This window comes from Natronorubrum halophilum, from assembly GCF_003670115.1.
Taxonomy (GTDB): domain Archaea; phylum Halobacteriota; class Halobacteria; order Halobacteriales; family Natrialbaceae; genus Natronorubrum; species Natronorubrum halophilum.
Map to the genome: position 1 here is coordinate 434049 of NZ_QQTY01000004.1, position 23429 is coordinate 457477.

Sequence of the window (23429 nt, forward strand, 5' to 3'; positions counted from 1 at the left end):
GCTCACTGCCGCTCCACCCGAAACGCACACGTCTCGTCGCCGTCGCGAACGCAGGCCGTCTCCGTAACCGTCGTCTCGCCGTCGAAGGCGTCGGCGAGTCCCTCGAGAATTCCCTGTGCCAGCCCGCAGTGGACCCGCTCCCGATCGGTCCGGTACGTAACGCGGACGCGTTCGGCCGACACGCGCGTACCGGACACGGTCGGCAGCGAGTTCGCGTTGGTCGCTGCGCCGACACCGGCGGTGATCGACTCGAGGTGTTCGAGAACGTCGAACAGGTCCCAATCGTCACGGAAGTGGGCGTTGAACGTCGTCAGGAGTTCGGGAGCGAGCGTTCGGCCGAAGTCGCGCTCGATCTGTCGTCCGTTCTGCACCGCCATCGACGACAGCGTCTCGAGGATGCGATCGATCTCGTGATCGTCGTACGAGGAGATGGGGAGATATAGCGTCGGCTCGAGGTCGACGCGGTCGACGATCATCTCCCACGTCTCTGCGTCGGTCTTCGCGACGACGTATTCTTTGAGAGTCTTGTGAATGATTCCGTGCATCTGGTCACACAGGCGCTGGTTCGGCGTCTCGAGAGCGCGATTGGTCGGGAACCCCCCACGACCGATTCGGGTTCCGATTACCTAAGCCAGTGTATGGTAGTCACTTAACAGTTACAGAAATTTCGAGATGGAGACCGGTTGCGCTCAGAACCGGGCCGCAAGCGCCGGTGCGACCGAGACGGCGCTCGTCTGTCGCTCGATCGTGTCCGTCCCGTAGATCGCCTCGACGCCGGCTCGAGAGAGTTTCGTGACGGCGTTGTTCGCGAGCAGCGGGTGGACGCAGGTGACGAAGACGCGGCCGACGCCGCGATCCCGTAAGACGCCGACGGCTTCGCTCATGGTCGACCCCGTCGCGATGATATCGTCCGTCACGACGACGTCGCGGCCGGCCACGTCGACGTCGCTGGGGGTGATCTCGACCGCCGTTCCGGAGTGGCGCGTCTTCTCGAAGTAGTCCGTCTCGCCGTCGCCGTAGGCGTCCCGGACCGTCTCGGCGAGATCCGTCGCCCCCGCATCGGGAGAGAGGAAGACGGGATCCTCGAGGGCGTCGGGGAGCGGGTCGGCCAGCCGTCCCGCCGCGTCGACAGCGGTCGCCGTGGGCTCGAAGAAGTCACACACCGCTCGCTCGTGGGGATTGACGGTCAGTATCCGATCCGCGCCGGTCGAGATCGCGCGGGCGACCGCCCGCGCGGAGACGGGGTGGCCCGCCTCGAAGGCATCGTCCTGTCGGCCGTAGCCCATGTACGGCAGGACGGTGACGACCTCCGCCGCACCGGCTTCCCGGACAGCGTCTTGCAGTTGAAGCAGTTCGAGATGGGCGTCGCTCGAGACGGTCGAGGCGACGACGATCGCGCGGTCGTCGTCGAAGCCGGGTACGGAAGCGAGCAGTTCGCCGTCGGGAAATCGGTCGTACTCGACGGCGGCGAGCGGTTCCTCGAGTTCGCGGGCGAGCCCAGCGGCGAGCGCCTGGGACGCGGAGCCGCTGACGATAGTGGTCATACTCGAGTGGACAGCGCGGGGGATAAACCCGTTTTCGTTCTCGCATCGGTCGGGAACCGTGCGAACGGAATCGTGATCGCGGCCGACGCCGCTCGCGAGTTACTCCTCCGCGTCGGAATCGGCGTCGCCGTCGCTGCAGGGACCGCCGTCGGTGGTGCCGGGGATCGTCAACGTCCCGCTGGAATCGATTCGCACGAGGAGATTGAGACAGTTCGGTTCGTTCCACTTCGCCGGCGTGACTTCCACCAGTTCCTCCTGATCGAGACGAGCCGTGACCCGGAACTGGCCCGGATCCGTCGGCCAGTTGCGCTCGAGCGTCACGTCCTCGTTGGCCTCGAGCGATTCGGTCTTCCAGGCCTCGATCTCCCGGTCGAACTCGACGATGACGTCGACCGCGTGCGACGTATCGTCCGAATTATTGACCGTAATCTCGCCGAGAATCGTTCCGTCGACTTCCGTGGAACTCCCCGTCTCACCTTCGTCGGGGGACTCGTCGTCGTTTTCGGCGGCTTCGTTCTCGGACTCGTCCTCGTCCTCGCCGTCGTCGCTCGAGCAGCCGGCGATAGCGCCGGTGAGGGCGGCGCCGGTCGCGGCGAGAAGCCGGCGGCGTGGTAACGTACTCATACGTTAGCTGAACAGTAACGAGGACAGATAAATGTCCGTCAGACGCCCCGAGCGACTCGGGCGCACAGTGACGTTCAGTGGCTACGATAGTCGCCGCGGGGAACGACAAGTCCGGTCACGTCACCGACACCGAGCGTTCGCGAGCGCCACGGACCGTTTCCATCCCCTGGCGTCGCCGCGAGGAACGTCCCCCGTTCCGTAACGGCGTACGCCGTTGGACCGTATCCGAATCCGACGATCGGAGCGTTCGAGCGGTCGTACTCCCGCCACGTTTCGTCGTCGGCGTCGTACGCGTAAACCGTCGTTCCGGAAACCGCGTGGGCTCGAGCCAGTCGACCCCGTTCCGAGTGCGGGTCCGCATCGACGGTTTCGAACGGTCCCTCGAGCGTTTCCATCCAGCCGTTGCCGAGTTTGTAGAGCCCGTCGGCGGTGGCGGCGAGGGGAACGCCGTTCGCGGAGACGTCCCGGACATCCGTGAGGCCGGCGTGGTCGAGACCGCCGTCGTGGACGCGGTAGACGCCCGCGTCGGTCCCGACGAGGTCGCCGTCGATCGCTCGGACCGTCGCGACGCCGTCGCTCTCTACGGGCTCCCACTCCCCGCCGGTCGCGTCGGCGTCCGCGCCCCCTGGCAGGCGGAACACGTCGCCGTCGGGTCCGGCCGCGACCAGTTCCGCGCCGTCGTAACCGACGGCGACCGCGGGACCGAACCCGGTTCCGACGAAGGTCGCATCCGCTTCGGTCGCCTCGTCGCGGGCACCCTCGAGTTGCAGGATCCGGACGTCTTCGTCCGTCGCGATGGCGACGGTACCGCCAGTCGCCGCGATATCGCGAGCGTTACAACGGTTGCAGAGGCCGAACTCCCCGACGGTGTCGCCGGCAACGCGAACGCGGACGACACCGATCGAACTCGCGACGTACGCCTCGACGGCTCCCTCGCGGTCGCCGTAGACGCGCTTCTCCTCGATCGAATCCATACGTAGACGTCGGGTTCGCGCGGGGAAAGCGTTCTGTCTGCTCGAGACCGTTCGGGTGAGGAACTATCCGACAGCGGGGACCGTACGGCTGAACAGTGAGAGAAGTGTGCCGAAACGAACAGCTGTAGAACGATGCCGTTACGCCGAGTTCCGTCCCAGTTACGCAATCCCTTTGGGGAGGGCACACCGAATAACCACTAATGCAGGTATTCGGATCGAGCGGAACACGAGGCGTCGCCAACGAGGAGCTGACGCCCGCGTTCGTTTTACGCGTCGCGAAAGCGGCGGGGACGGCCTGGGGGGCCGATCGGGTTGCCATCGCGCGAGACACGCGCTACACCGGGCGGATGCTGGCCGATGCGGCTGCGAGCGGCCTCGCGAGCACGGGAACCGATATCGACCGTATCGGAGTCGTTCCGACGCCGGGTGCACAGGCGTACGCCGAGCGGGAGGGCGTTCCCGTGATGGTTATCACCGCCTCGCACAACCCGCCGCAGTACAACGGCGTCAAACTCGTCGGGAGCGACGGGATCGAACTCGCGGTATCCGACCTCGAGTCCATCGAGGAGGTGTTGCTCACCGAGGCGTTCGACGTCGCCCCGTGGGATGAGACCGGGCGGGTTCGCGAGATCGAAGGCGTCACGCGGGAGTACGTGGACGAACTGCTCGTCTCGGCCGATCGGGAGACCATCGCCGACGCCGACCTCACGGTCGCGCTCGATCCGGGCCACGGCGCCGGGACGCTCACGAGCCCCGAGTTCTTCCGCGATCTGGGCTGTCGCGTCGTCACCGTCAACGGCCAACCCGACGGCCACTTCCTCGGCCGGGACCCCGAGCCCGTCCCCGATAACCTCGAGGACCTGGGCAAGCTGGTCCGGGCCACCGACGCCGACATCGGAATCGCCCACGACGGCGACGCCGACCGCGCCATCTTCTTCGACGAGGACGGCACGTACGTCGAGGGCGACGCCACCCTCGCCGCGCTCGCCGAAGCGGAACTCGAGGCCGGCGACACGACGGTTTCGGCGGTCAACGTCTCCCAGCGGCTGGTCGACGTCGTCACCGAGATCGGTGCCGACCTCGAACTCACCCCCATCGGCTCGACGAACATCATCACGAGAATCGAGGAGCTCGAGGCGAAGGGCAAGCGCGTTCCGATCGCGGGCGAGGGCAACGGCGGGATCTTCTTCCCGTCGTACCGGCTCTCGCGGGACGGCGCGTTCACCGCGGCGCGGTTCCTCGAACTCGTCGCCGAGCGTCCGGTCAGCGAGATCGTCGCTCCCTACGACGGCTACGCGAACGTCCGGCACAACATCGAGTACGAGTCGACGGCCGAACGCGACGCGATGATCGACGCCGCGGCGAACCACGCCAAGGCGTCCGACGCCGAACTCAACACGCGCGACGGCTACCGACTGGATCACGGCGACGCGTGGGTGCTCGCCCGTCCCTCCGGCACCGAGCCGCTCGTCCGCGTCTACGCCGAGGCCCGCGACGAGGATCGGGCGCGCGAACTGGCCGACGAGATGTACGAGACGCTGGCCGACGCGAAAGCCGAGGCCTGAGTCGGTCGAGTCGTCCCGTCGCCGCCACTCGGTGTTGGTCGAGCCGAGACGGTGTTTCGAGGCATCAGTTGGTCGAGATCAGTCGTATCGTAGCGAGCAGTAGCCGGTGTGCGGCCACTAGCACGGTCACCGCGGCGACGATCAACACACCCTCGAGCAGCGTCGGCAACAGTCCGAGCGAGACGATCAGCGTCGTTGCACAGGCGGGCGGGTGGCGGGTGTCGGTCGCGAGCATCCCGCCGGCGGTCACCGTCGTCGCGAGGATCCCGCTCGCGGCGAGTCGAAGTCCCTCGAGCGATCCGGGATCGGTCGCGGCCGTCATGGACACACCGGTCGCGAGCAGGTGATACGCCAGTAGTCCGGCGACGACGCCGATCGCGTGACCGCCGATCACCCGCCTCGGAGACGTCGCGTCGCCGTCCTGAAACAGCGCCAGCACGAACGCGGAGGGTCCGAGGCTCGGAAACAACATCGGAAGGCCGGACAGCCAGAACAACGCTGCAGTCGTCGACAAGAGGAGGGCAGTGTGCAGCGTCGTTCCCACCCGGTCGTCCATACCGGTCACTTCGTGATTCGCACGAAAAACACCCCTGATTCGACAATCGTCAGCCGATCGAGTGGAAACGCCGGTGAGACCGGTCGAACGGTCGGTTTACGAGCGTGCGATCAGGGGACGATCGTCACGGGGAGGGGTGACCGCCGCGTGACCGCCTCCGCGACGCTGCCGAGGAGCATCCGGGAGACCCCCGATCGCCCCTCGCTCCCCATCACGATCTGGTCGACGTTCGCCTCGTCGGCGTACTCGAGGATGGCGTCCGCCGAGGTCCCCTCGATAACGGTCGTCTCGACGGGTCTGTCGTAGCGCTTGGCGATCGATCGCACGTCCGCGAAGAACTCGGGTTCGTCGCCCTCGTCACCGACCGCCGCCGGCGGCCGACCGCCGTACCCCGCCTCGAGGTCGTCGACCGCGTGAACCACCGTTACCTCGTCGTTCGGAAAGACCTCGAGGGCGTGCTCGAGGGCCGCCCGAGCGGTCTCGGAGTCGTCCATCGGAACGAGTAGCTGTCTGGGCATAGTCGTCGTAGGACGGGACGCCCCTTCAGTAACGGGGCAGTCACACGGAACGGTCGAAGCGGTCAGATCGGATCCTCGACCTCGAGTGCGTCCTCGAGTCGGTCCCGCTCGGTTCGTCGCGCCTCGAGTTCGGCCGCAACCTGTCCGTCGGCCAGGCGGTCGCGTTCCGCGGGCGTGAGCTGATCGACCGCCCGGGCCGCCGTCTGCAGGCGGTCGTACTCGAATTCAGGGTCGGTCGTCAGCCGGCGAATCGACCGGAGTCGGGCGACGGTATCCTCATCGGCGACGCGAGACACGAACGGACGGACCTCGCGTGCCTTTCGCTGGAGGACGCCCGCGTCACCCGGCGGCCATTCGATGGTCAACGGCTCGGCGTCGATCCCGTCCAGAAACGTCTGCTGGGTCGCGACCTTCCGTTTGAGTTCGTCCGCGCTCTCGACGTAGTGCGAGAGCTTCGACCGGGAGTAGTTCGCGTACTCGAGCAGTTCCGGGATCGTATACTCGCCGGCCGGGTCCTCCCGAACGTAGCCGGCCAGATCCGCCGGCGGCTGTTCGTAGGGAACGAAGGGGTACCAGCGACTGCGGTCGAGCAAGGCGAACACCTCGCGCGCCGCGGTCTCGAGGCGGAATTCCTCGAAGGCGGTCTCGATCGCGTCGTTGTACGCGTCGATGGGTTCCCGGAGCGTCTCGACCGGTGCATCGAGGTCGGCGGTCGCGAGTTCGAGGAGTCGCTCTCGGTCCTCGATTTCGTCGTCGAGTCGTCGGCGTCGCTTGGCCGCGGCCGTTCGCGCGTCGTCGAGCGCCTCGCGAGCGGCTTCGCGTTCGTCGAGCAGGCTGGCGTACTGGGCCGCCGGCTCCAGAGCGTCGTGGGCGCGTTCGAAGTCCGATTCGCTGAGTCGACGTTTGTCGATCCGCTCGAGGGCCTCCTCGAACGCCTCGCGCCCCTTCAGATCGTCGGGCAGGCTCGTGACCAGCGAGTCGAACTTTCCCTCGAGTTCGACGTAGGCCTTGAAGTTCTCCCGGCCGGTGCCCGTCGCTCGATCGACGTAGTCGTCGAGCATCCCCGTCGCATCCCGGTAGGCCTCGGCGGCGTTGGCGACCGCCTCGCCGCCGTGGTCCTCGATTCGCTCCTCGGCCCGTTCGAAGCGCTCGCGGGCCGCCTCGAGGCCCTCGAGTGGAGTCCGTTCAGCTGCGTCAGATCCCGCGTCGGAGTGATGGACGCGTTCGCTCATCGGTGGTCAGTCGTCGTAGACTGCGTCGGGATCGAACACTCGTTCGCCGACGTTCTCCCCCTCGATCGTCCGGTAGAAACACGACCGGCGGCCGGTGTGACACGCGCCGCCTTCCTGGTCGACCAGATAGAGCAGCGTATCGGCGTCACAGTCGACGCGTACCTCCGCGACGTCCTGGGTGTGGCCGCTCGTCTTCCCCTTTTGCCACAACTCGTCTCGGCTCCGGGAATAGTAGTGAGCCAGGCCGGTCTCGCGCGTCCGGTCGAGGGCCTCGGGCGAAACGTAGGCGAGCATGAGTACCTCTCCCGTCTCGACGTCCTGTGCAACGGCAGGGACAAGTCCATCCTCGTCGAAGTCGATCGCAATGCCGTCGTCCATGTGTCGACGGTTGTCCGGTAAGGCGATAGGTCTTTTGCCACGGTCTCAACCGCTGGGAATCGAGAGCCCGGCGGGACCTGACAGCTACGCGGTGTGACGATCAGTTCGGGCGCTGTTGCGCCGCTTCGTCGTCGGGATCCTCGGAGGGAATCGCGAGCACCATCAACACGAGCGCGATACAGACGATCGAACCGCCGAGTGCGAACGCCCCAATCGCGGTCGGGACGCTGATAAACCCCGCCAGAACGGAGAGTCCGATCGACAACAGGACAAGTCCGACGATCGAGGAAACGGCGAGCCCGACGCCCTTGCGGAGCATCCAGCGCGTCTCCTCGGCGTCTTCGATGGAACTCGAGGTCGGTTGTGATTCGGGTGGATGGCTTGCGGAAGACATAGCTCGTAACTCGCCTAGAGAAACGGTCCCACGTACCATATCCTTGTGTGCTGGCGAATCGGACTGTCAGGGGCGAGCGGGAGAACCGCAGTCTCGAGTTTCACGCCCGCTACGGGTGCTCTCCGTCCGGATCGGTGTGGGAACGGAGCCGACGGCAGACCGCGGCTGAGACCGACTCGAGTCGTGCTTGCAAACGTCTGCGAGTCGAGTATTTAGCTCGGCGGCTGAGTACCAGTGATGAGTACGCAGACCACGACCGACCGGCCAGTCACTTGCCGAGTGTGTGGCGCGGAGAACGATCACTTCTACACCTACTGTCGTAACTGCCTCCAGACGCTCCCCGCACGGCCCGACCGGAATCGCTGAGCCCGCTCAGACGCGTCCCCGCCGCGATTCGAAGCGACGAGCGACGGGTTCGATCCGTCCCGCGGTCGCCGAGACCGATCAGTCGTAGGGATCCGTAGCGTCGTCGAGCGGCAACTCGATATCCGCTTCGGCGACCGCTGTGACGCGGGTCGTCACCCGCAGCGGCTCGCTACAGGTCGGACACGGAACCACCAGATCGATCCCCAGCGAGTCGTCGGCCGGATAGATCTCGAGAACGGTCAGATCAGCGGCCGAGAGGTACTCAGCGTCCAGTTCGTGCTCGTGCGTCTCCGCCTCATTGGCCGTCATACCGCTCCTACGCCGGAGCGACGGGAGAGTGTTTTGCCGACTGTTCGTGCAATTCGTGCAGAGAGACAGGAGTGTACCGGCCGGGACCGAGTACCCGAGCGACGGCGAAACGCGAACCGGATACAGGTGATCACTGCGCTCGAGTCGGGAGCACTACGTCGAACCGATCAGGGCTGGCCGTTCAGCGTGATGTAGTTGACGCCGATGATCCGATCGTCACTCTCGAGTTCCTCCTTCGCGGCGTCGGGAACCTGGTTGTCGACGTTGTAGACCGTCAGCGCCTCGCCGCCGATGGTCTCGCGGGCGTTGAACATGCCGGCGATGTTGACGCCGTGTTTCCCCATCACGGAGCCGATGAGCCCGATAACGCCGGGTTCGTCGGTGTTGCGCGTGACGACCATCTTGCCATGGGGGATGGCGTCCACGCGGTAGCCGTCGACGCGAACGATTCGCGGGTCGTCACCCGCAAAGAGGGTCCCGTCGACGGACACTTCGTCGTCGTCGTTGCTGACGGTGACCGAGATCAGGCTCTGGAAGTCCTCGGCCTGCCGGGTCTTGGACTCGGTGACGTCGACGCCGCGGTCCTCGGCGATCTGGGGCGCGTTGACGGCGTTGACCTGCCACTCGAGCGGCTGGAAGACGCCCTTGAGCGCGCTCGCGGTGACGAATTCGACATCTTCGTCGACGATCTCGCCCTTGTAGGTGACTTCGATGGTCTCGATGCGGCCGTCGAGCAGCTGTGCGGCGACCTTGCCGGCGGTCTCGGCGATCTCGATGTACGGCTCGACGCGGGGGAAGGCGCTCTCGTCGATCGACGGCGCGTTGAGCGCGTTCGCGACGGGTTCGCCCGCAATTGCGGCGTTGACCTGCTCGGCCGTCGAGATGGCGACGTTCTCCTGGGCGGCCTCCGTCGAAGCGCCGAGGTGGGGCGTGACGATAACGTCGTCGTGCTCGAGCAGCGGCGAGTCCTCGGAAAGGGGCTCCTCGGCGAAGACGTCCAGCGCTGCGCCGGCGACGACTCCGTCGTCGATCTTGGCGGCGAGCGCGTCCTCGTCGATGATGCCGCCGCGGCCGACGTTGACCACGTAGCCGTCACCGAGCAAGTCGAGTTCGTCCGCGCCGATCATCCCCTCCGTCTCGGGGGTCAGCGGCGTGTGGATGGTCAGGAAGTCGGCGGCCTCGAGACACTCCTCGAACTCGACGAGCTTCGCGCCGAGACGGTCGGCGCGTTCCTCGGAGATGTAGGGATCGAAAGCGACGAGGTCCATGCCGAGCGAATCGAGCTTCTTGGCGACCTCCTGGCCGACGCGGCCGAGGCCGACGATGCCGAGCGTCTTGTCGTCGAGTTCGGTTCCGAGATACTCGCTTTTCGCCCACTCGCCGTTTTTCAGGCGAATGTGAGCCTGCGGGATCGAGCGCGCGGCCGCGAAGGTCATCGCGACGGTGTGTTCGGACGCCGCGCGAACGTTCCCTTCGGGAGCGTTGGCGACGATGACACCGTTGTCCGTCGCGGCGTCGATGTCGATATTGTCGACGCCGATGCCCGCCCGACCGACGATGACGAGTTCGTCGGCCGCCTCGAGCACCTCGTCCGTGACTTCCGTCCCGGAGCGAACGATGAGCCCGTTCGCGTCCGATACCGCCTCGAGGAGGTCCGCTCCCTCGAGGTCGTAGCCTGTCTCGACGTCGTGGCCGGCGTCTCTGAGTACGTCCAGACCCGCGTCCGCGATGGGGTCCGTGACCAGTACTTTCATGCGCGAGACAATCGCGTGGAGCAGGTAAACCCTTCCGTTGTTGACAGCGGTGGCAAAAACTACCTCGTCGGCGGCCAGACGCCGTTTTTCGGAAACCACTCGGGGCGATTCGGACCGTTCAGAGCGTGATTAACACGGCACCGACGACGACCAGTGTCGCGCCCGCGACGATGCCTTTCGTCACCCGTTCGAGGTCGCGCAGCAAAACGGCGGCGAACAGCAGCGTAAACAGCGGTGCGGTCGCGACCAGCGGGTCGACGACGGCGATTCGCCCTTCCTCGAGTCCGAGCGCGGCCATCAGCGAGAGCATCGCGGCGGTCGTAAGGAGGCCACTGCCGGCGAAATACCGGTAGGACGCCCGAGGCCGCTCGAGGACGTCCCGTCCGCTCACGGCGACCACGTAGGCGAGGAGCGCGATCAGCCCGGCCGTTTCGTTGAGCGCGACGGCCTCGAGCGCCGAAATCGGCGTCTCGAGCATGCCGTACCGCCGAGAGACGTTCGCAACGGCGAACGTCACGGCGGCGGCGATCGGCCACAGCAGATCGCGGGGCTGCCAGCCGGTGAGATCGCCACCTTTCGAGGCAGTCAATGCGGCGAGACCCGCGACGAGGATGACGATACCGACACCCGTCACCGGACCCAGCGGTTCGCCGAGGAAGACGAGCGCGATCATCGTCGCGAACAGCGGCCGCGTGCTGAGAATCGTGCTGTTGAGGCTTGCTCCCACTTTGTCGACGCCGACGAAAATCGTGACTCGACCGAGGGCGGTGCCGACGACGCCGGCGAAGGCGAAGACGGCGAGCACTTCGAGAGTCAACCCAGAAAAGGCCGAGCGACCGTAGACCGCGGCGATGACGAGCCAGTAGATCGCCGAGTCGACGATGACGACGACCAGCGACGCCTGTACGGAGCCGCCGCCCGCAGCCATGCCGCGCTTGTCGAAGATGGGCGAGAATCCCCAGAGAACCGCCGGGAGGAGGGCGAGGGCGAGAACCTCGAGGGTCGTGCTCGTCATCGCGTCACCCCACCTGGCTCCGATCGCTCATCGACGGATGTGGGACCGGGAACCGGGTCAACGTTGCGGTGGCGGTCCGATTCGCTGGCTCTCACGGCCCGGGACGGCCTCAGTCGGTTTCGTCGACCAGTTCGATCAAACTCACCTCGAGTATTCGCGGGAGGGCGGCGACGGCAGCGCCCAAGAGGACGAACACGAGCGCAGTTCTGGAGACCGCCACGACGGTGTCGAGATCGGTCGCGATCGAGATCGTCTCCGGTCCGTCCCCGGTATCGCCGTCCGTCGAAGGTGTCCAGCTGGTGACCATCGCGAGGCCGACGGCGAGAACGACGTAGCTCGCGACCATCGAGCCGACCGCGAGCGCGCCCTCCCGGACCGTCTCGAGGGAGACGTATCGAACGAAAAGATAGCCGGCGGCGAGCAACACGGCGACCGGAATCAACGCCGAGACGTCGGAGGCCAGCCCCGGGGCGTACGATCTTCCGAACCCGCCTTCGATCGGCTCCCCGTCAAGTTCGATCGCCGCGCCGTGGCTCGCGAGGCTGGTCAGTCCCGCGAGCACCCACCGGCTCGGCCCGTCTTCCAGGCCCGCGAACGCGCCCGTCGCGTCCATCGATGCGGCTAGCTGATAGGTCGCGGCGAAGACGACCGCGAACGCGCTCACGCCCGAGACGATCCCGGCTTTCCACGGCGGGACGGCCACGCGCGGTCGGTTCCTGTCGGGCGACTCGCTCTGGCCGTCCGTTTCGGAACCGTCAGCGTCGCGCTCGGATTCGTCGGCCTCCTGCTCGTCTTCGATCCGGGGTCCTTTATCGTACTCGAACCGTCGATTCGACGACATAATTTCGGCAACGGATCCGGCCTGGGAATACGTTTCGGTCGGCTATAGTAGCCACTGAAAGTCAATACGCACCTAATCGCACGATGGCTGTGCGATCAGTGTGTAAATCGTTTCAGTTGTTACTATAACGTATCGAGCGAACGAGTTCGACGGGACGCGAAACCTGAACTGGTATATTCGGGGCCCCACAATCGGCGAGCGATGACAGTCGTCGCTTTCGACTTCGACGGGACGCTTTCCGACTCCGAGATGACCGTGTTGCTCGGCGACCGCTGCGGCGTCGCCGACGACATGGCCGAGATCACCGACCGATCGATGAACGACGAGATCGACTACGCCGAGAGCCTCCGCAAGCGGGCGGCCCTGCTCGAGGGGCTCCCGGAAGCCGACGTCGCGGCGGCCTTCGGCGAGGTCGAACTCCGCGAGGGGGCGGCGGACCTGATTCGGGAACTGAACGAAGCCGGCGTGACGACCGCGATTCTCACCGGCGGATTCGAACGCGGCGTTGCAGCCGCTCTCGAGCGCGAGGGCGTCTCCGTGGACCATATCGTTTCGAATCGGCTGCCGATGAACACCGATGAAACCGAACTGACCGGCGACGTCGAGGGGCCGCTCATCGAGGGCACCAAGGACGACGCGCTCGAGAACCTCGCCGACGAGGTGGGCGTCGACCTCGCGGACACCGTCGCGGTCGGCGACGGCGCGAACGACCTCCCGATGTTGAACGTCGCCGGTCTCTCGATCGGTTTCGAGCCCAAGCCGGCGGTCGAACCTCACTGCGAGATCGTCGTGACTTCGATGGCCGAGGCCCGCGAGGTGTTCCTCGAGGAAGGCATCCTCGAGGAAGTCTAACATCTGAGTACCACGATCGAGCGTCGTACCCGTTCTTTACAGCGAGTTTCGACTGGACGAATTCCCGGCGGTCGACGGCGCTCGAGCGCTCGATCTCGGGTGCGAATCAGCTCGTTACCGCCGGAGAAACGAGCGGACGTCGAGGCATTCGCCGACGACAACGTCGTCGATCGAGACGGGAACTGGTACACTGCGACCGACGACTAACTCGTTCGATCCGGCTGCCGGATTCTCGAACGCGGTGTGATACCCAACCGGTAATGCGTGCTGAACAGCGCCATCGCGTTCCGATCCGTCGGTGCTGAGAACCGGTCTCGGAGTAGAATCCGATTTTTAACGGCTTTCGTTGCGTTCGCCCTGGGGCGGCCTGACTCGGTACCCGTCCGAAACCGTGACTATCCGTATCAACAGCCGATTTCGATACCGAGAAAGTTATTAACTCAACGTCGAGTAAGTGATTTCATGATGTGGCAAGACCTCGTGTTCATGCTCGGGAGCGGTCTTTCGATCGTCTTCCTGGCACCGACGCTTCGCGATGCCAGTGCGCGCGTTCCGCTCGGAACGAGTCTCCCTTCGATGGGGATCGGATTCGTCTACGCTACGACTTTCTTCACGCTCGGAATGAACTTTTCCGCGATGGGATCACTCGCCGCGGGAACGATGTGGTCGCTGATCGCCCTCATCCGATCGCCGAACGGTATCGGCATCTCGACGCGACTCGCTCGCATGGAAAGCCCCGTGCTGTTCGCTCGAGACCTCACCCGCTGGATCGGGAGCTACCGCGCCTCGTCGCCGGGCGTCAACCAGTACGTGACGTTCGACGGCGGCCGCGAACAGCAGTACCGACAGACCGCAGAAAACACCGCGGACTGACGTACGACGTTCGGTTTCGACGGGAGTTCCACCCGAGCGCTCGAGTTGGACGCTCGTTTCAAGCGATCCCGTTGAAGTCCCATCCTTCAGCCAAGCGGTTCCGGAACGAGACGATCGCTATGAGTGCGTATCGAGCGGCAGTAGGAGGGTGGAGTCACCGCTCCATCGAGAAGGCCTCCTTCGCTCACTCCAGTACACTTCTGGCGACAACGACGACAGCGACACCGGCAACGGTGACGCCGATAATCGTCGGGATGAGTCGTCCAGACCCCCATTCCCAGCCGAGAAACTGTGTTCCGACGATAGCGACGCTGGCGATGAGGAGCCCGAACGCAGTGACCAGCGACGACTGGTTGCTATACTGTGCCATGCTAGGATATTGTTGTGAATGGAACATGATTACTGTTCGCCTCGTGTCAACTAATCCGCCTGAGTGCCTTTTTGCTGCGGGTCTTCGCTCCCTTCGGTCGCTCGAACCGCTTGAAAACCTACGCTAAAAAGGCAGCCCCAACGGGCTTTGCCCGTCTCGGCGGTGAACTGCTCGCTTCGTTCGCAGACGCTTGTCGCGGTGACGGCTCCGCTCGAACTTGTCGCTAAGCATGCCAGATTCACCGCTTCATGTGGTGGCGAAAGGGTCGAATCCCCGGAATTACTCGAGCGTGCGCTGATGGTCTCGAGATCGGTAGTGCGCCGGTCGAACCGCTCGGCGCGACAGAAACGCCGGCGGCGGTCGAGATATCGGGCCAACGGAAGCGCTTGTCCGGCGTTATTTCGAGAACAGGCTCGTGTGGACAGGCGCGAACGATTCCGGTTCGTCGGATTCGGACTCGGTGTCGGTGATCGTCCGCCCCTCGAGCCCCATCTCGAGCAACTCCGAGAGCGGCGGCCCGACCTTCTCGGGTTCGACGAGGAAGGCGTCGTGGCCGTGGTCGGATTCGACGACGTGGTGGGCGACCTCGACGCCGGCCGTCCGGCAGGCGTCGGCCAGCACCTCGGCCTGCTCGACGGTGAAGTGCCAGTCGCCCGTAAAGGAGAGGAGGAGGAGTTCCCCCTCGAAGGCCGCGAGCGCGTCGGCGTCTGACTCGTAGCCCGCCGAGAGGTCGAAGTCGTCCATCGCGCGGGTCATGTAGAGGTAGCTGTTGGCGTCGAAGCGGTCGACGAACTTGTCGGCCTGGTAGTCCAGGTACGACTCGACCTCGCGGTAGGGGAAGAAGGCGGCCGCGGGGTCCGGCGGTTCCTCGCGAACGGCCTCCCGCCCCGCCGATCGGCGGCCGAACTTCCGGGACATCGAGGCCTTCGAGAGGTACATGATGTGACCGATCTGGCGCGCTCGAGCCAGCCCGTCTACGGGCTCCGAGCCGCCGTCGGACGAGTCCGACGAGCCTCCGGTCTCGTCGTTCGCGGAGACGCCGTAGTAGTGACCGCCGTTCCAGTTCGGATCGGCGGTGATCGCTCGCCTGGCGACCGTATCGAGCGCGAGACACTGGGGATCGAGTCTGGCGGCGGTGGCGACGGCACCCGCGCGGTCGACGTCGTCCGGGAAGCGCCGCAGCCAATCAAGGACGTTCATCCCGCCGACGCTGCCGCCGACGACGGCGTGGAGGCGACCGACGCCGAGTTCGTCGAGGAGCGCTCGCTGGGTGCGCGTCCAGTCGCCGACGGTAACGGGCGGGAAGTCGGTACCGTAGGGCTCGCCAGTTTCGGGGTTCTCGCTCGACGGTCCCGTCGTGCCGTAACACGATCCCGGCGCGTTCGCACAGACGACGTAGTACTCGCTGGTGTCGATCGCCTTTCCGGGGCCGACGACATCGCCCCACCAGGAGCGGGCCTGTCCGGCGGTCTCGCCGCCGGCGTCGGGTCGACGGGCGACGTGAGCGCTGCCGGTCAGGGCGTGACAGACCAGCACCGCATTGTCGCCGGTGAACTCGCCGTAGGTCTCGTAGGCGACCTCGAGGGACGGAATCGTCTCGCCCGAGAGGAACTGAAACTCGCCGAGGTCCATCGTGTTTTTCGTCGTCATGGATCAGTCGGTGCTCGTCCGCCCCGCGACGCCGTCGCGATCGCCTGCTCGAGGTCGGCCAGAACGTCCGCGGGATCCTCGATCCCGACGGACATCCGAACGAGGTCGTCCGTCACGCCCGCTTCCTCGCGTTCGTCGGACGAGAGTTGACCGTGGGTCGTACTCGCCGGATGGATAACGAGCGTCTTCGCGTCGCCGATGTTGGCGAGGAACTGCGCGACCTCGACGCTCTCGCAGAACGTTTTGCCCGCCTCGAACCCGTCTTCGAGCCCGAACGCGACCATCCCGCCGAAGTCCTCGAGATACCGCGTGGCGTTGTCGTGGGTCGGGTGGTCCGCGAGTCCCGGGTGGGTGACCCAGGCGACGTCCTCGTGATCCGCGAGATACTCCGCGACGATGGCGGCGTTCTCGCAGTGTTTTTCGACGCGCAGGGGCAGCGACTCGAGGCCCTGGAGAGTCTGCCAGGCGTCGAAGGGGGACTGCTGGTTGCCGAGACTGCGCAGCGAGCGGAATCGGGCCGCCGCGGCGAACGGAGCGTCCGAAAAGTCCCGGGAGAAGTCGACGTCGTGGTAGGCGTGGTTCTCCCCCGCGATCTCGTCGTAGCCGTGCTCGCCCCACGGGAAGGAACCGCCGTCGACGAGGATGCCGCCGACCGTCGTCCCGGAGCCGTGGAGCCACTTGGTGGTCGACTCCCAGACGACGTCGGCCCCATGCTCGAGCGGCCGACAGAGCGCCGGCGTCGCGAAGGTGTTGTCCACGACCAGCGGAACGCCGTTGTCGTGGGCGATTTCGGCGACGCGCTCGAAGTCGGGCGTGACCAGTGACGGGTTGCCGATCGTCTCGACGTGAACGAACGCGGTGTCCTCGTCGATCGCGTCTTCGTAGGCGTCGTACTCTAACGTGGGGACGTATTTCGTCTCGATGTCGCGCCGACTCGCGGTCTTCGAGAAGTAGGCAGTCGTCCCGCCGTAGGTGTCCGTCGAGCAGACCACGTTGTCGCCCGCCTCGGCGAGGATGAGGACGGCCGAATCGAGGGCGGCCATCCCGCTGCCCGTCGCGACCGCGCCCGCGCCGCCCTCGAGGTCGGCGAGGCGGTCCTCGAGCGTCGTGACGGTCGGGTTGGCGATTCGAGAGTAGATGTAGCCCTCGGCCTCGAGGGCGTAGCGGTCGGCGGCGGTATCGGCGTCGTCGAAGACGTAGGAGGTCGTCTGATAGATCGGCGGGGCCATCGCGCCCGTCTCGGGGTCGGGGGATTGGCCGGCGTGTACGCTTCGCGTCCCGAGACCGCGCTCGGGACACGGTTCATCAGTCCCGTCGCTCGCATCGTCGCTCATGTTTAGTATGCATACTGCTGCACGTTCTTATGCGTCGCAGTAACGGCAAAAACCGCAGCCGATTCGGGGTGATTCACACACGAAGCCCGGAAGGAGTCGGTCGGACGACCGCTCCGAACACGGTGCGGTTCACGACCCGACGCGACACGTCACTCGGTTGCTGGAGCGCTTCTCTTGCAGGCCCAACCACTACCGCAGCGTACAACGGAGGGACGAACGTGCAGACAGTCTTCCACCTCACGAGCGACGATCCGGAACAGCAACAAACCGTGCTCACGATCGCCGAGAACCTCAGTACAGACGACTCCGTTGAGATGGACGACATCGCGATCGTCGCCCAGGCGGGCGGCATCGAACCGCTGACGGCCGGCGGCGACGGCAGCGACACGGTCGAATCACTGCTCGCCGACGGGTTTTCGGTGAAAGCCTGCGGCAACACGCTGGATCTCGAGAACCTCGAGGAATCCGACCTCGTCGACGGCGTCGAGACCGTTCCCTCCGGCGGCGGCGAACTCACGCGCCTTCAGGACGACGGCTACGCCTATATCCGACCGTAGCGATCGACAGCAAACCGTACTGAACCATCGCGCCGTCGCCATCGCACTCCGGTATCGTAACGTCAGAACGAACTATTCACTCGTGTTCGACGCTCTCGAGTAGCGTTCGAACCGCGCCGGATTCGGTCTCGAACCCGCGTACTTGCGGGTAGACCGCGACGCAGATCACGAAATCGTCGCCGTGAGCGACGGGTTCGCTGAGTTCCACGAAAACGTCGACCGTCGCGTCGACGGCGGCCAACCGGGCGCGCGCGGCGTAGCGGGAGAGCGCCGTCTCGGTACCCAGAATCGAGACGGGCCGGTCGTCGACGTACTGCACGTCCTCGAGTTCGTCGTACCGGTTCTGGATCAGTTCGACGAGTTCGTCCGTCGAGTACTCGCCGACGGGGTTGAACGTTCGGCCGAGGAACGACACCTGCGGCGTGGTAAGAACGGAGACGATCGCCGCCTGCACGCGCGTCAACCCGAACATATCGAGCGAAATCGAGCGGTCGTACTCGGCGTACCAGTTCGTCACCTCGATCGAGCGCTCGAGGCCGAACCGACTGATCGAGCGTTCGACGGGGAACTCCTCGACGGTGTGCTCGCCGTAGCCGGTGTCCTCGAGCGCCGCTCGAGAAACGATTGCCGGCCTCGATGCGAGTTCCTCGGAGAGGTCGGTACAGCCGGCGATCATCCCGCCACCGACGGTCGCCCCGGCCGCGAGGAAGCGTCGGCGCGTGACTGTCATCGAGAAAAACAGGCCGGCAGCGAACGAAAACGTGTCGGTTCGGCCGGTATCCGGTGGGTTCAACGGCGACTCCCGCCGTCGCTCGAGGCGAGACGAACGGCTTGATAGTCCCGTAGTGTCAAGTAACGACCGTGCACTCGAGTGACCGCGACCGCATCGTCCTCGCCACCGTCGTCTTCGCCGTCTTGTTCTCACAGTTGTTGCTCTATCCGGGCGTCGGGACGCTCGTCGAGACGCTGGGAGCCGACGAGACGGCGTCGTCGTTGGCGGCGACCGAACTCGACGCGAGCATGTGGTTTCTCGTCGCCGAATTTGGAGGCTACGTCGCCTTCGTCGGCGTCTGGGGCGCTGCGAGCGACGTAACGGGTCGACGAACGCCGTTCATCGTCGCCGGAGCGCTGGCCGGAGCCGTCGGCTACGCCGCCCTCGCCGCCGTCCCCGCGGTGGGATCGATCCCCTTCGAGGGGGTCCTCCTCCTGCGAGTCTTCCAGGGCGCGATGACCATCGGCGCGTTCTCGCTGACCATGACCATGCTCATGGATCTCGAGGGCGGTCACGGTCGAAACATGGGCGCGGCCGGGATCGCCATCGGACTCGGGGCCGCCCTCGGCGCGCCGATCGGCGGTCAACTCACCGAACTCGACCCGATCGCGCCGCTGGTCGGCGCGACCCTCCTGCTCGTCTGTATCGGCGCGCTCGTCACCCGCGTCGAGGACCGGTCGCCGAGCGGGAGGCGGACCGCTCGAGCGCTCCTCGAGGGCGTCCGAAGGCGGCCGACGCTGTCGATCCCCTACGCCTTCGGCTTCGTCGACCGACTGACGGCGGGCTTTTTCGCACTTGTCGGCACGCTCTACTTTCAGGAGACGTTCGGCCTCGAACCCGCCGCCACCGGGCTCTTGCTGGCGTGCTTTTTCGCCCCGTTCGCCCTGTTGCAGTATCCCATGGGCGCGCTCTCGGACCGAATCGGCCGGACGATTCCGATCGTCGTCGGCTCGCTGTGTTACGGGCTTGGCATCCTCGCGGTCGGTGCCGCGCCGTCGGTCGCTCTCGCAGCGGTCGCGATGGTCGCCGTCGGCGTGCTCGGAGCGCTGGTCTCGCCCGCGACGATGGCGTTGGTCACCGATCTCGCCGCCGAGAGCGAGCGCGGAATCGCGATGGCCGGGTTCAATATCGCCGGCAGTCTGGGCTTTCTCGGCGGTTTTCTCGTCGGCGGCACGGTCGCCAGCGCCTACGGGTACGACCTCTCGTTCCTTGTCGTCGGCAGCCTCGAGATCGTGATCGCCCTCGTCGCCGTGCCGGCGTTCCTCCACCTCTCACTCGGGCGAGGGGAACAGCTCACGGCGGACGACCGAGATCGCGCCTGATCGCCCTCGCACTATTTCCGACCGGTCGGTAGATGAGAATTATCGGTGTCGAACGTGGTATGGAAACGCATGACAGCGACGAGGTAGAGCGTATCAATTTTTATGTGCTCAGCGTTAATCATCGGTTGATGACGCGAGATAACACAGTCACACGGCGAACAGCGATGAAGCTCACGGGAGCAGCGGCGGCAACCGCACTCGTTGCCGGTTGTTCCAGCGACGACAGTGGCGACGATGACAGCGATGACGACAGCGGAAACGACAACAGTGCAGAAGCTTGGGAGGGGGTCTCCGAATTTTCCCTCCTTGGCAAGACAGGTGGCTGGGAAGGCGTCGAGCCTGAAGCGATCGCGGGCGTACAGAACCCGACCCTCTATCTGACCGCAGGCGAAGAGTACGAAGTCTCGTGGGAGAACGACGACGGAAGCACCCACAACTTCACCATCGAAAGCGGAGAGGGTGAGGACCTCGAGCAGACCGATGATGTGGGCGAACAGGGCGAAAGCACGTCGATGTCCTTCGACGCCTCCGAGGAGATGGCGGAATACTACTGCGTGCCACACCCCGACGCCATGCGTGGCGAAATCGACATTCAGGAAGGTAACGGCGGCGGGAACGGCAACGAAAGCGGCAACGAAAGCGGCAACGAAAGCGGCAACGAAAGCGGCAACGAAAGCGAATAACTCCACCGTCGTGTCGACGTAGCGGTTTCGTCGCGTTCGACCGGTGCCGATCTTTTGTGTATCTCCCGACGTTCGCCCCGAGTACTTCTTCGGAGATGTGCCGATTCGTTTGTACTTCGTGACGGACGTACTGCGATCGAGAACCAACTCGAGGCCGAGTCTCGCGGACGAACTCGTCGAAGACGATAGCGAGTCGCTCGAGTCGACGTGAGTTATCGGGGTCGTCACGCCCCGCGAGAACGTCCAGATCGAGAAGGACGGGAACGCGACGCTCGAGTTCGGCAGAGAGTGACCGGCAGCGATGGCAACGCGACGACGGCGGTTCGGACCGGTCCTGAGCCGCATCAAAAGTACCTTACCGCCGCACATCACAGAGGGCAGTATCAGGTGAGTTTCGTGCCCACAAAACGCGAATACAGAGACGACTATCCGGACAAGACGCTGTACATCCCGGGTCCGACCGAGGTACGCGAGGACGTCATCGAGGCGATGTGCGAGCCGATGTTCGGCCACCGAATGGACCGGATGACGGACCTCTACACGACCGTCGTCGAGGACACGAAGGAGTTCCTCGGCACCGACAACGAGGTCATCATCCTCACGGGATCGGGGACCGAGTTCATGGAGAGTTCGATCCTCAACCTCGTCGACGAGAACGTGCTCTGTACGACCTGCGGCAGTTTCAGCGAGCGCCAGGCCAACGTCGCCGAGCGGCTGGGCAAGAGCGTGGACACCCTCGAGTACGAGTGGGGGCAGGCGGTCAAACCCGAGGACGTGCGCGAGGCACTCGAGGAGAGCGACGCCGAGTACGACGTCGTCACGTGCGTGATGAACGAGAGCTCCACCGGCGTCCGCAACCCCGTCGAGGAGATCGGCGACGTCGTCGCCGACTACCCGGACACCTACTTCGTCGTCGACGCCGTCTCCGCGCTGGGCGGCGATTACGTCGATATCGACGAGCACGACATCGACGTCATCTTCACGTCGGTCCAGAAGGCGTTCGCCATGCCGCCCGGCCTCGCCGTCTGCGTCGTCAGCGACGACGCCTACGAGCGCGAACTCGAGTCCGAGTCGGCGTCATGGTACGGCGGCTTCCAGCGCACGATCGACTACTACGACCGGAAGGGACAGACGCACTCCACGCCGGCGATTCCGATCATGCTCGCGTATCGCAAACAGATGAAGCACATGCTCGAGGAGGGCCACGACGCGCGCGACCGGCGCCACCGCGAGATGGCCGAGTACACGCGCGAGTGGGCCAACGAGCACTTCGCGATGTTCCCCGAGGAGGGGTACGAATCGCAGACGGTGGCCTGCATCGAAAACACGCAGGGGATCGACGTCGCCGGGACCATCGCGGCCGTCGACGAGGAGTACGGCATGGTCTTCTCGAACGGTTACGGCTCACAACTCGGCGAGGAGACGTTCCGCATCGGCCACATGGGCGAACACGACCTCGAGTCCATTCGGGCACTGACCGACGCTATCGAGGACGTCGCCGGGCTGTAACTGCGTTCGACGCTTCGGACGAACCGCTCAGTCGAATTCGCGTCTCGTCGCTCGTCACGCGGAGAGCTACCGAAACAGCCCGGCGAGCCAGTCAACGAGAGCCGCGATCAGATCCGCGATCCACTCGAACACCGAGCGCAGCCAGCCGCTGTCGGTGAGTCTACCCCGCTCCGAGCCGTCGGTCGCGCGGTCGTCGCCGAGCGCCGCGCGGGCATCGATGAGACCCTCTCCCTCCTCACACGTTCCGAGCACTGTTTCCGCCGATTCGGTGAGGATCTCCCTGACCTGCTCGGTCGGTCCAGGACCGTCCTCCTCGCGGGTTCCCCAGACCAGCGCCGCGACGCCGGTGACGAACGGGCACGCGATGCTCGTCCCGCTCGCCCGGGCGTACTGGTTGTCGACGATGGTCGAATTGATCTCCGTGCCCGGTGCAAGCAGGTCGACGGTCGATCCGACGCTGCTGTAGGACGCCAGCGTGTCGTTCTCGTTCATCGCAGTGACCGCGACGACGTCGTCGTGCGTCGCGGGATAGGTCATCGTCTCGGCTTCGCACGATCCGTTCCCGTCGTTTCCGTCGTTGCCGGCCGCACACAGGAGCAGGTGTCCCGCCGAGTGGGCCGCCTCGATCACCCGATCCATCGTGGAACTGCCCGACTCGCCGCCGAGGCTCATCGAGATCAGTTCGATATCGTTCGACATGCACCAGTCGATCCCGGCGGCCAACTCGCTGTACCGGCCCTCGCCGTCGTCGTCGAGCACTTTCACGGCGTGGAGGTTCGCACCCGGTGCTACCCCGACGACTCCGACGTCGTTGTCGGTCCCAGCGGCGACTCCCGCGACGTGCGTCCCGTGGCCGTGACGGTCCTCGTAATCGCTCGAGATGCCGTCGCGGGTGAAGTTCCGCCCGCCGGCGACCTCGAGGCTACAGTGTTCCGAATCGATTCCCGTATCGAGGATCCCGATGTCGACGCCCGAACCGTCGGGCTCGACGGCGTCGGCACCGATTCGTTCGACGCCCCAGGACGGCCGTTGCTCCGGATGCGTCGAACAGTCGCTTCTGTCGCCGGGATTCAGGAAGTCCAACAGGGATGGCGACCAGTCCGAGGGAATCCCCGTCTCGTCGTCCTCTTCGACCGACGCCACGCGACGGTCACCGCGCAGGTCGCCCAGCCTGTTCGACGGCACCTCCGCGACCACGAACTCGAAGTTGTCGAACTCGAGGAGCGTTGTCCCGCCGACGGCCTCGATTACATCGACGAGTTCGCTGATTCCGTCGAGCAGTCCCGTCCGCGGGTGAACGAACAGCCTGGTTCGGTCGGTTTCAGCCGCCGACGCGGGCGCACCGAGTATTCCGGCCGCGACGCTAGCCCCGACACCCTGGAGTAGCCGCCGCCGGCTGAGTTGCATAGCCGGGCCGAGGAACGAGGGCGGAATAAA

The 23429-nt window shown here is 65.4% G+C and carries 26 protein-coding genes; 8 read left to right on the forward strand and 18 right to left on the reverse strand.

The genetic code is table 11. The features are described from left to right. Nucleotides 1-2: 2 nt before the first annotated feature. From DWB23_RS17575 to DWB23_RS17590, 4 genes are all read right to left on the reverse strand, one after another. Nucleotides 3-545 (reverse strand): heme NO-binding domain-containing protein, encoded by a 543-nt coding sequence (locus tag DWB23_RS17575; protein WP_121744074.1) that lies wholly within the window; start codon nucleotides 543-545, stop codon nucleotides 3-5. Nucleotides 546-689: 144 nt separating this feature from the next. Continuing rightward, entirely contained in the window at nucleotides 690-1544 is an 855-nt protein-coding gene (locus DWB23_RS17580; protein WP_121744075.1) for a ribose-phosphate diphosphokinase, read from the reverse strand. A gap of 99 nt (nucleotides 1545-1643) precedes the next feature. Continuing rightward, nucleotides 1644-2168 (reverse strand): hypothetical protein, encoded by a 525-nt coding sequence (locus tag DWB23_RS17585; RefSeq protein ID WP_121744076.1) that lies wholly within the window; start codon nucleotides 2166-2168, stop codon nucleotides 1644-1646. Between the two features lie 74 nt (nucleotides 2169-2242). After that, on the reverse strand, nucleotides 2243-3142 hold the full coding sequence (locus DWB23_RS17590; RefSeq protein ID WP_121744077.1) for an HVO_0234 family beta-propeller protein: 900 nt from the start codon (nucleotides 3140-3142) through the stop codon (nucleotides 2243-2245). Between the two features lie 200 nt (nucleotides 3143-3342). Here DWB23_RS17590 and glmM point away from each other — a divergent pair, with 200 nt between their 5' ends. Further along, entirely contained in the window at nucleotides 3343-4707 is a 1365-nt protein-coding gene (gene glmM, locus DWB23_RS17595; RefSeq protein ID WP_121744078.1) for a phosphoglucosamine mutase, read from the forward strand. Nucleotides 4708-4771: 64 nt separating this feature from the next. Here glmM and DWB23_RS17600 read toward each other — a convergent pair whose 3' ends face one another. The 5 genes from DWB23_RS17600 to DWB23_RS17620 form a co-directional block, all read right to left on the reverse strand. Next, a complete protein-coding gene (locus tag DWB23_RS17600) occupies nucleotides 4772-5263 on the reverse strand; it encodes an HPP family protein (RefSeq protein ID WP_121744079.1) in 492 nt (163 codons plus the stop codon). A 110-nt stretch (nucleotides 5264-5373) separates the two neighbouring features. Beyond that, entirely contained in the window at nucleotides 5374-5781 is a 408-nt protein-coding gene (locus DWB23_RS17605; protein WP_121744080.1) for a universal stress protein, read from the reverse strand. A 62-nt stretch (nucleotides 5782-5843) separates the two neighbouring features. After that, on the reverse strand, nucleotides 5844-7013 hold the full coding sequence (locus DWB23_RS17610) for a DUF7118 family protein (RefSeq protein ID WP_121744081.1): 1170 nt from the start codon (nucleotides 7011-7013) through the stop codon (nucleotides 5844-5846). Between the two features lie 6 nt (nucleotides 7014-7019). Continuing rightward, on the reverse strand, nucleotides 7020-7391 hold the full coding sequence (gene hisI / locus DWB23_RS17615) for a phosphoribosyl-AMP cyclohydrolase (protein ID WP_121744082.1): 372 nt from the start codon (nucleotides 7389-7391) through the stop codon (nucleotides 7020-7022). A 100-nt stretch (nucleotides 7392-7491) separates the two neighbouring features. Continuing rightward, nucleotides 7492-7785: a hypothetical protein gene (locus DWB23_RS17620; RefSeq protein WP_162989862.1), complete on the reverse strand. Its 294-nt coding sequence runs from the start codon at nucleotides 7783-7785 to the stop codon at nucleotides 7492-7494. Nucleotides 7786-8022: 237 nt separating this feature from the next. Here DWB23_RS17620 and DWB23_RS24140 point away from each other — a divergent pair, with 237 nt between their 5' ends. Further along, on the forward strand, nucleotides 8023-8151 hold the full coding sequence (locus DWB23_RS24140) for a DUF7577 domain-containing protein (RefSeq protein ID WP_275086373.1): 129 nt from the start codon (nucleotides 8023-8025) through the stop codon (nucleotides 8149-8151). 78 nt (nucleotides 8152-8229) lie between these two features. Here the strand turns inward: DWB23_RS24140 and DWB23_RS17625 are convergent, their stop codons facing one another. The 4 genes from DWB23_RS17625 to DWB23_RS17640 form a co-directional block, all read right to left on the reverse strand. Next, nucleotides 8230-8460, reverse strand: coding sequence for a hypothetical protein (locus DWB23_RS17625; protein ID WP_121744084.1), 231 nt, complete (start codon nucleotides 8458-8460; stop codon nucleotides 8230-8232). A 167-nt stretch (nucleotides 8461-8627) separates the two neighbouring features. After that, the gene (serA, locus tag DWB23_RS17630) at nucleotides 8628-10214 is read right to left on the reverse strand and encodes a phosphoglycerate dehydrogenase (protein WP_121744085.1); all 1587 of its coding nucleotides are present in this window, start codon (nucleotides 10212-10214) and stop codon (nucleotides 8628-8630) included. Between the two features lie 118 nt (nucleotides 10215-10332). Continuing rightward, nucleotides 10333-11229, reverse strand: a complete 897-nt coding sequence (locus DWB23_RS17635) for a DMT family transporter (protein ID WP_121744086.1) — start codon at nucleotides 11227-11229, stop codon at nucleotides 10333-10335. Between the two features lie 109 nt (nucleotides 11230-11338). Next, nucleotides 11339-12070 carry a hypothetical protein gene (locus tag DWB23_RS17640; RefSeq protein WP_121744087.1) on the reverse strand — a complete coding sequence of 244 codons (732 nt, stop codon included), beginning with the start codon at nucleotides 12068-12070 and terminating at the stop codon, nucleotides 11339-11341. 201 nt (nucleotides 12071-12271) lie between these two features. Here DWB23_RS17640 and serB point away from each other — a divergent pair, with 201 nt between their 5' ends. Beyond that, a complete protein-coding gene (gene serB, locus DWB23_RS17645) occupies nucleotides 12272-12922 on the forward strand; it encodes a phosphoserine phosphatase SerB (RefSeq protein ID WP_121744088.1) in 651 nt (216 codons plus the stop codon). Between the two features lie 462 nt (nucleotides 12923-13384). Continuing rightward, complete coding sequence (locus tag DWB23_RS17650; RefSeq protein ID WP_121744089.1) at nucleotides 13385-13795, forward strand: hypothetical protein; 411 nt, start codon at nucleotides 13385-13387, stop codon at nucleotides 13793-13795. Nucleotides 13796-13979: 184 nt separating this feature from the next. On the opposite strand, the gene DWB23_RS17655 is transcribed toward DWB23_RS17650, so the two are convergent. The 3 genes from DWB23_RS17655 to DWB23_RS17665 form a co-directional block, all read right to left on the reverse strand. Beyond that, nucleotides 13980-14165, reverse strand: coding sequence for a multidrug transporter (locus tag DWB23_RS17655; protein ID WP_121744090.1), 186 nt, complete (start codon nucleotides 14163-14165; stop codon nucleotides 13980-13982). 396 nt (nucleotides 14166-14561) lie between these two features. After that, nucleotides 14562-15815: a homoserine O-acetyltransferase MetX gene (metX, locus tag DWB23_RS17660; protein ID WP_121744091.1), complete on the reverse strand. Its 1254-nt coding sequence runs from the start codon at nucleotides 15813-15815 to the stop codon at nucleotides 14562-14564. Next, nucleotides 15812-17149: an O-acetylhomoserine aminocarboxypropyltransferase/cysteine synthase family protein gene (locus DWB23_RS17665; protein ID WP_121744092.1), complete on the reverse strand. Its 1338-nt coding sequence runs from the start codon at nucleotides 17147-17149 to the stop codon at nucleotides 15812-15814. The genes metX and DWB23_RS17665 overlap by 4 nt, the downstream gene beginning before the upstream one ends. Before the next feature lie 218 nt (nucleotides 17150-17367). Between DWB23_RS17665 and DWB23_RS17670 the strand changes: the two genes are divergently transcribed. Next, nucleotides 17368-17706, forward strand: coding sequence for a DsrE family protein (locus DWB23_RS17670; RefSeq protein ID WP_121744093.1), 339 nt, complete (start codon nucleotides 17368-17370; stop codon nucleotides 17704-17706). A gap of 76 nt (nucleotides 17707-17782) precedes the next feature. Here DWB23_RS17670 and DWB23_RS17675 read toward each other — a convergent pair whose 3' ends face one another. Further along, complete coding sequence (locus DWB23_RS17675) at nucleotides 17783-18436, reverse strand: DUF6517 family protein (protein ID WP_121744328.1); 654 nt, start codon at nucleotides 18434-18436, stop codon at nucleotides 17783-17785. 131 nt (nucleotides 18437-18567) lie between these two features. On the opposite strand from DWB23_RS17675, the gene DWB23_RS17680 reads away from it, so the two are divergent. From DWB23_RS17680 to DWB23_RS17690, 3 genes are all read left to right on the forward strand, one after another. Next, complete coding sequence (locus DWB23_RS17680; RefSeq protein WP_121744094.1) at nucleotides 18568-19800, forward strand: MFS transporter; 1233 nt, start codon at nucleotides 18568-18570, stop codon at nucleotides 19798-19800. A gap of 59 nt (nucleotides 19801-19859) precedes the next feature. After that, on the forward strand, nucleotides 19860-20483 hold the full coding sequence (locus tag DWB23_RS17685; protein WP_238717496.1) for a cupredoxin domain-containing protein: 624 nt from the start codon (nucleotides 19860-19862) through the stop codon (nucleotides 20481-20483). Nucleotides 20484-20879: 396 nt separating this feature from the next. After that, nucleotides 20880-21992 carry a pyridoxal-phosphate-dependent aminotransferase family protein gene (locus DWB23_RS17690; RefSeq protein ID WP_121744329.1) on the forward strand — a complete coding sequence of 371 codons (1113 nt, stop codon included), beginning with the start codon at nucleotides 20880-20882 and terminating at the stop codon, nucleotides 21990-21992. Between the two features lie 66 nt (nucleotides 21993-22058). Here the strand turns inward: DWB23_RS17690 and DWB23_RS17695 are convergent, their stop codons facing one another. Beyond that, nucleotides 22059-23399: a S8 family peptidase gene (locus tag DWB23_RS17695; RefSeq protein WP_121744096.1), complete on the reverse strand. Its 1341-nt coding sequence runs from the start codon at nucleotides 23397-23399 to the stop codon at nucleotides 22059-22061. Nucleotides 23400-23429: the final 30 nt, after the last annotated feature.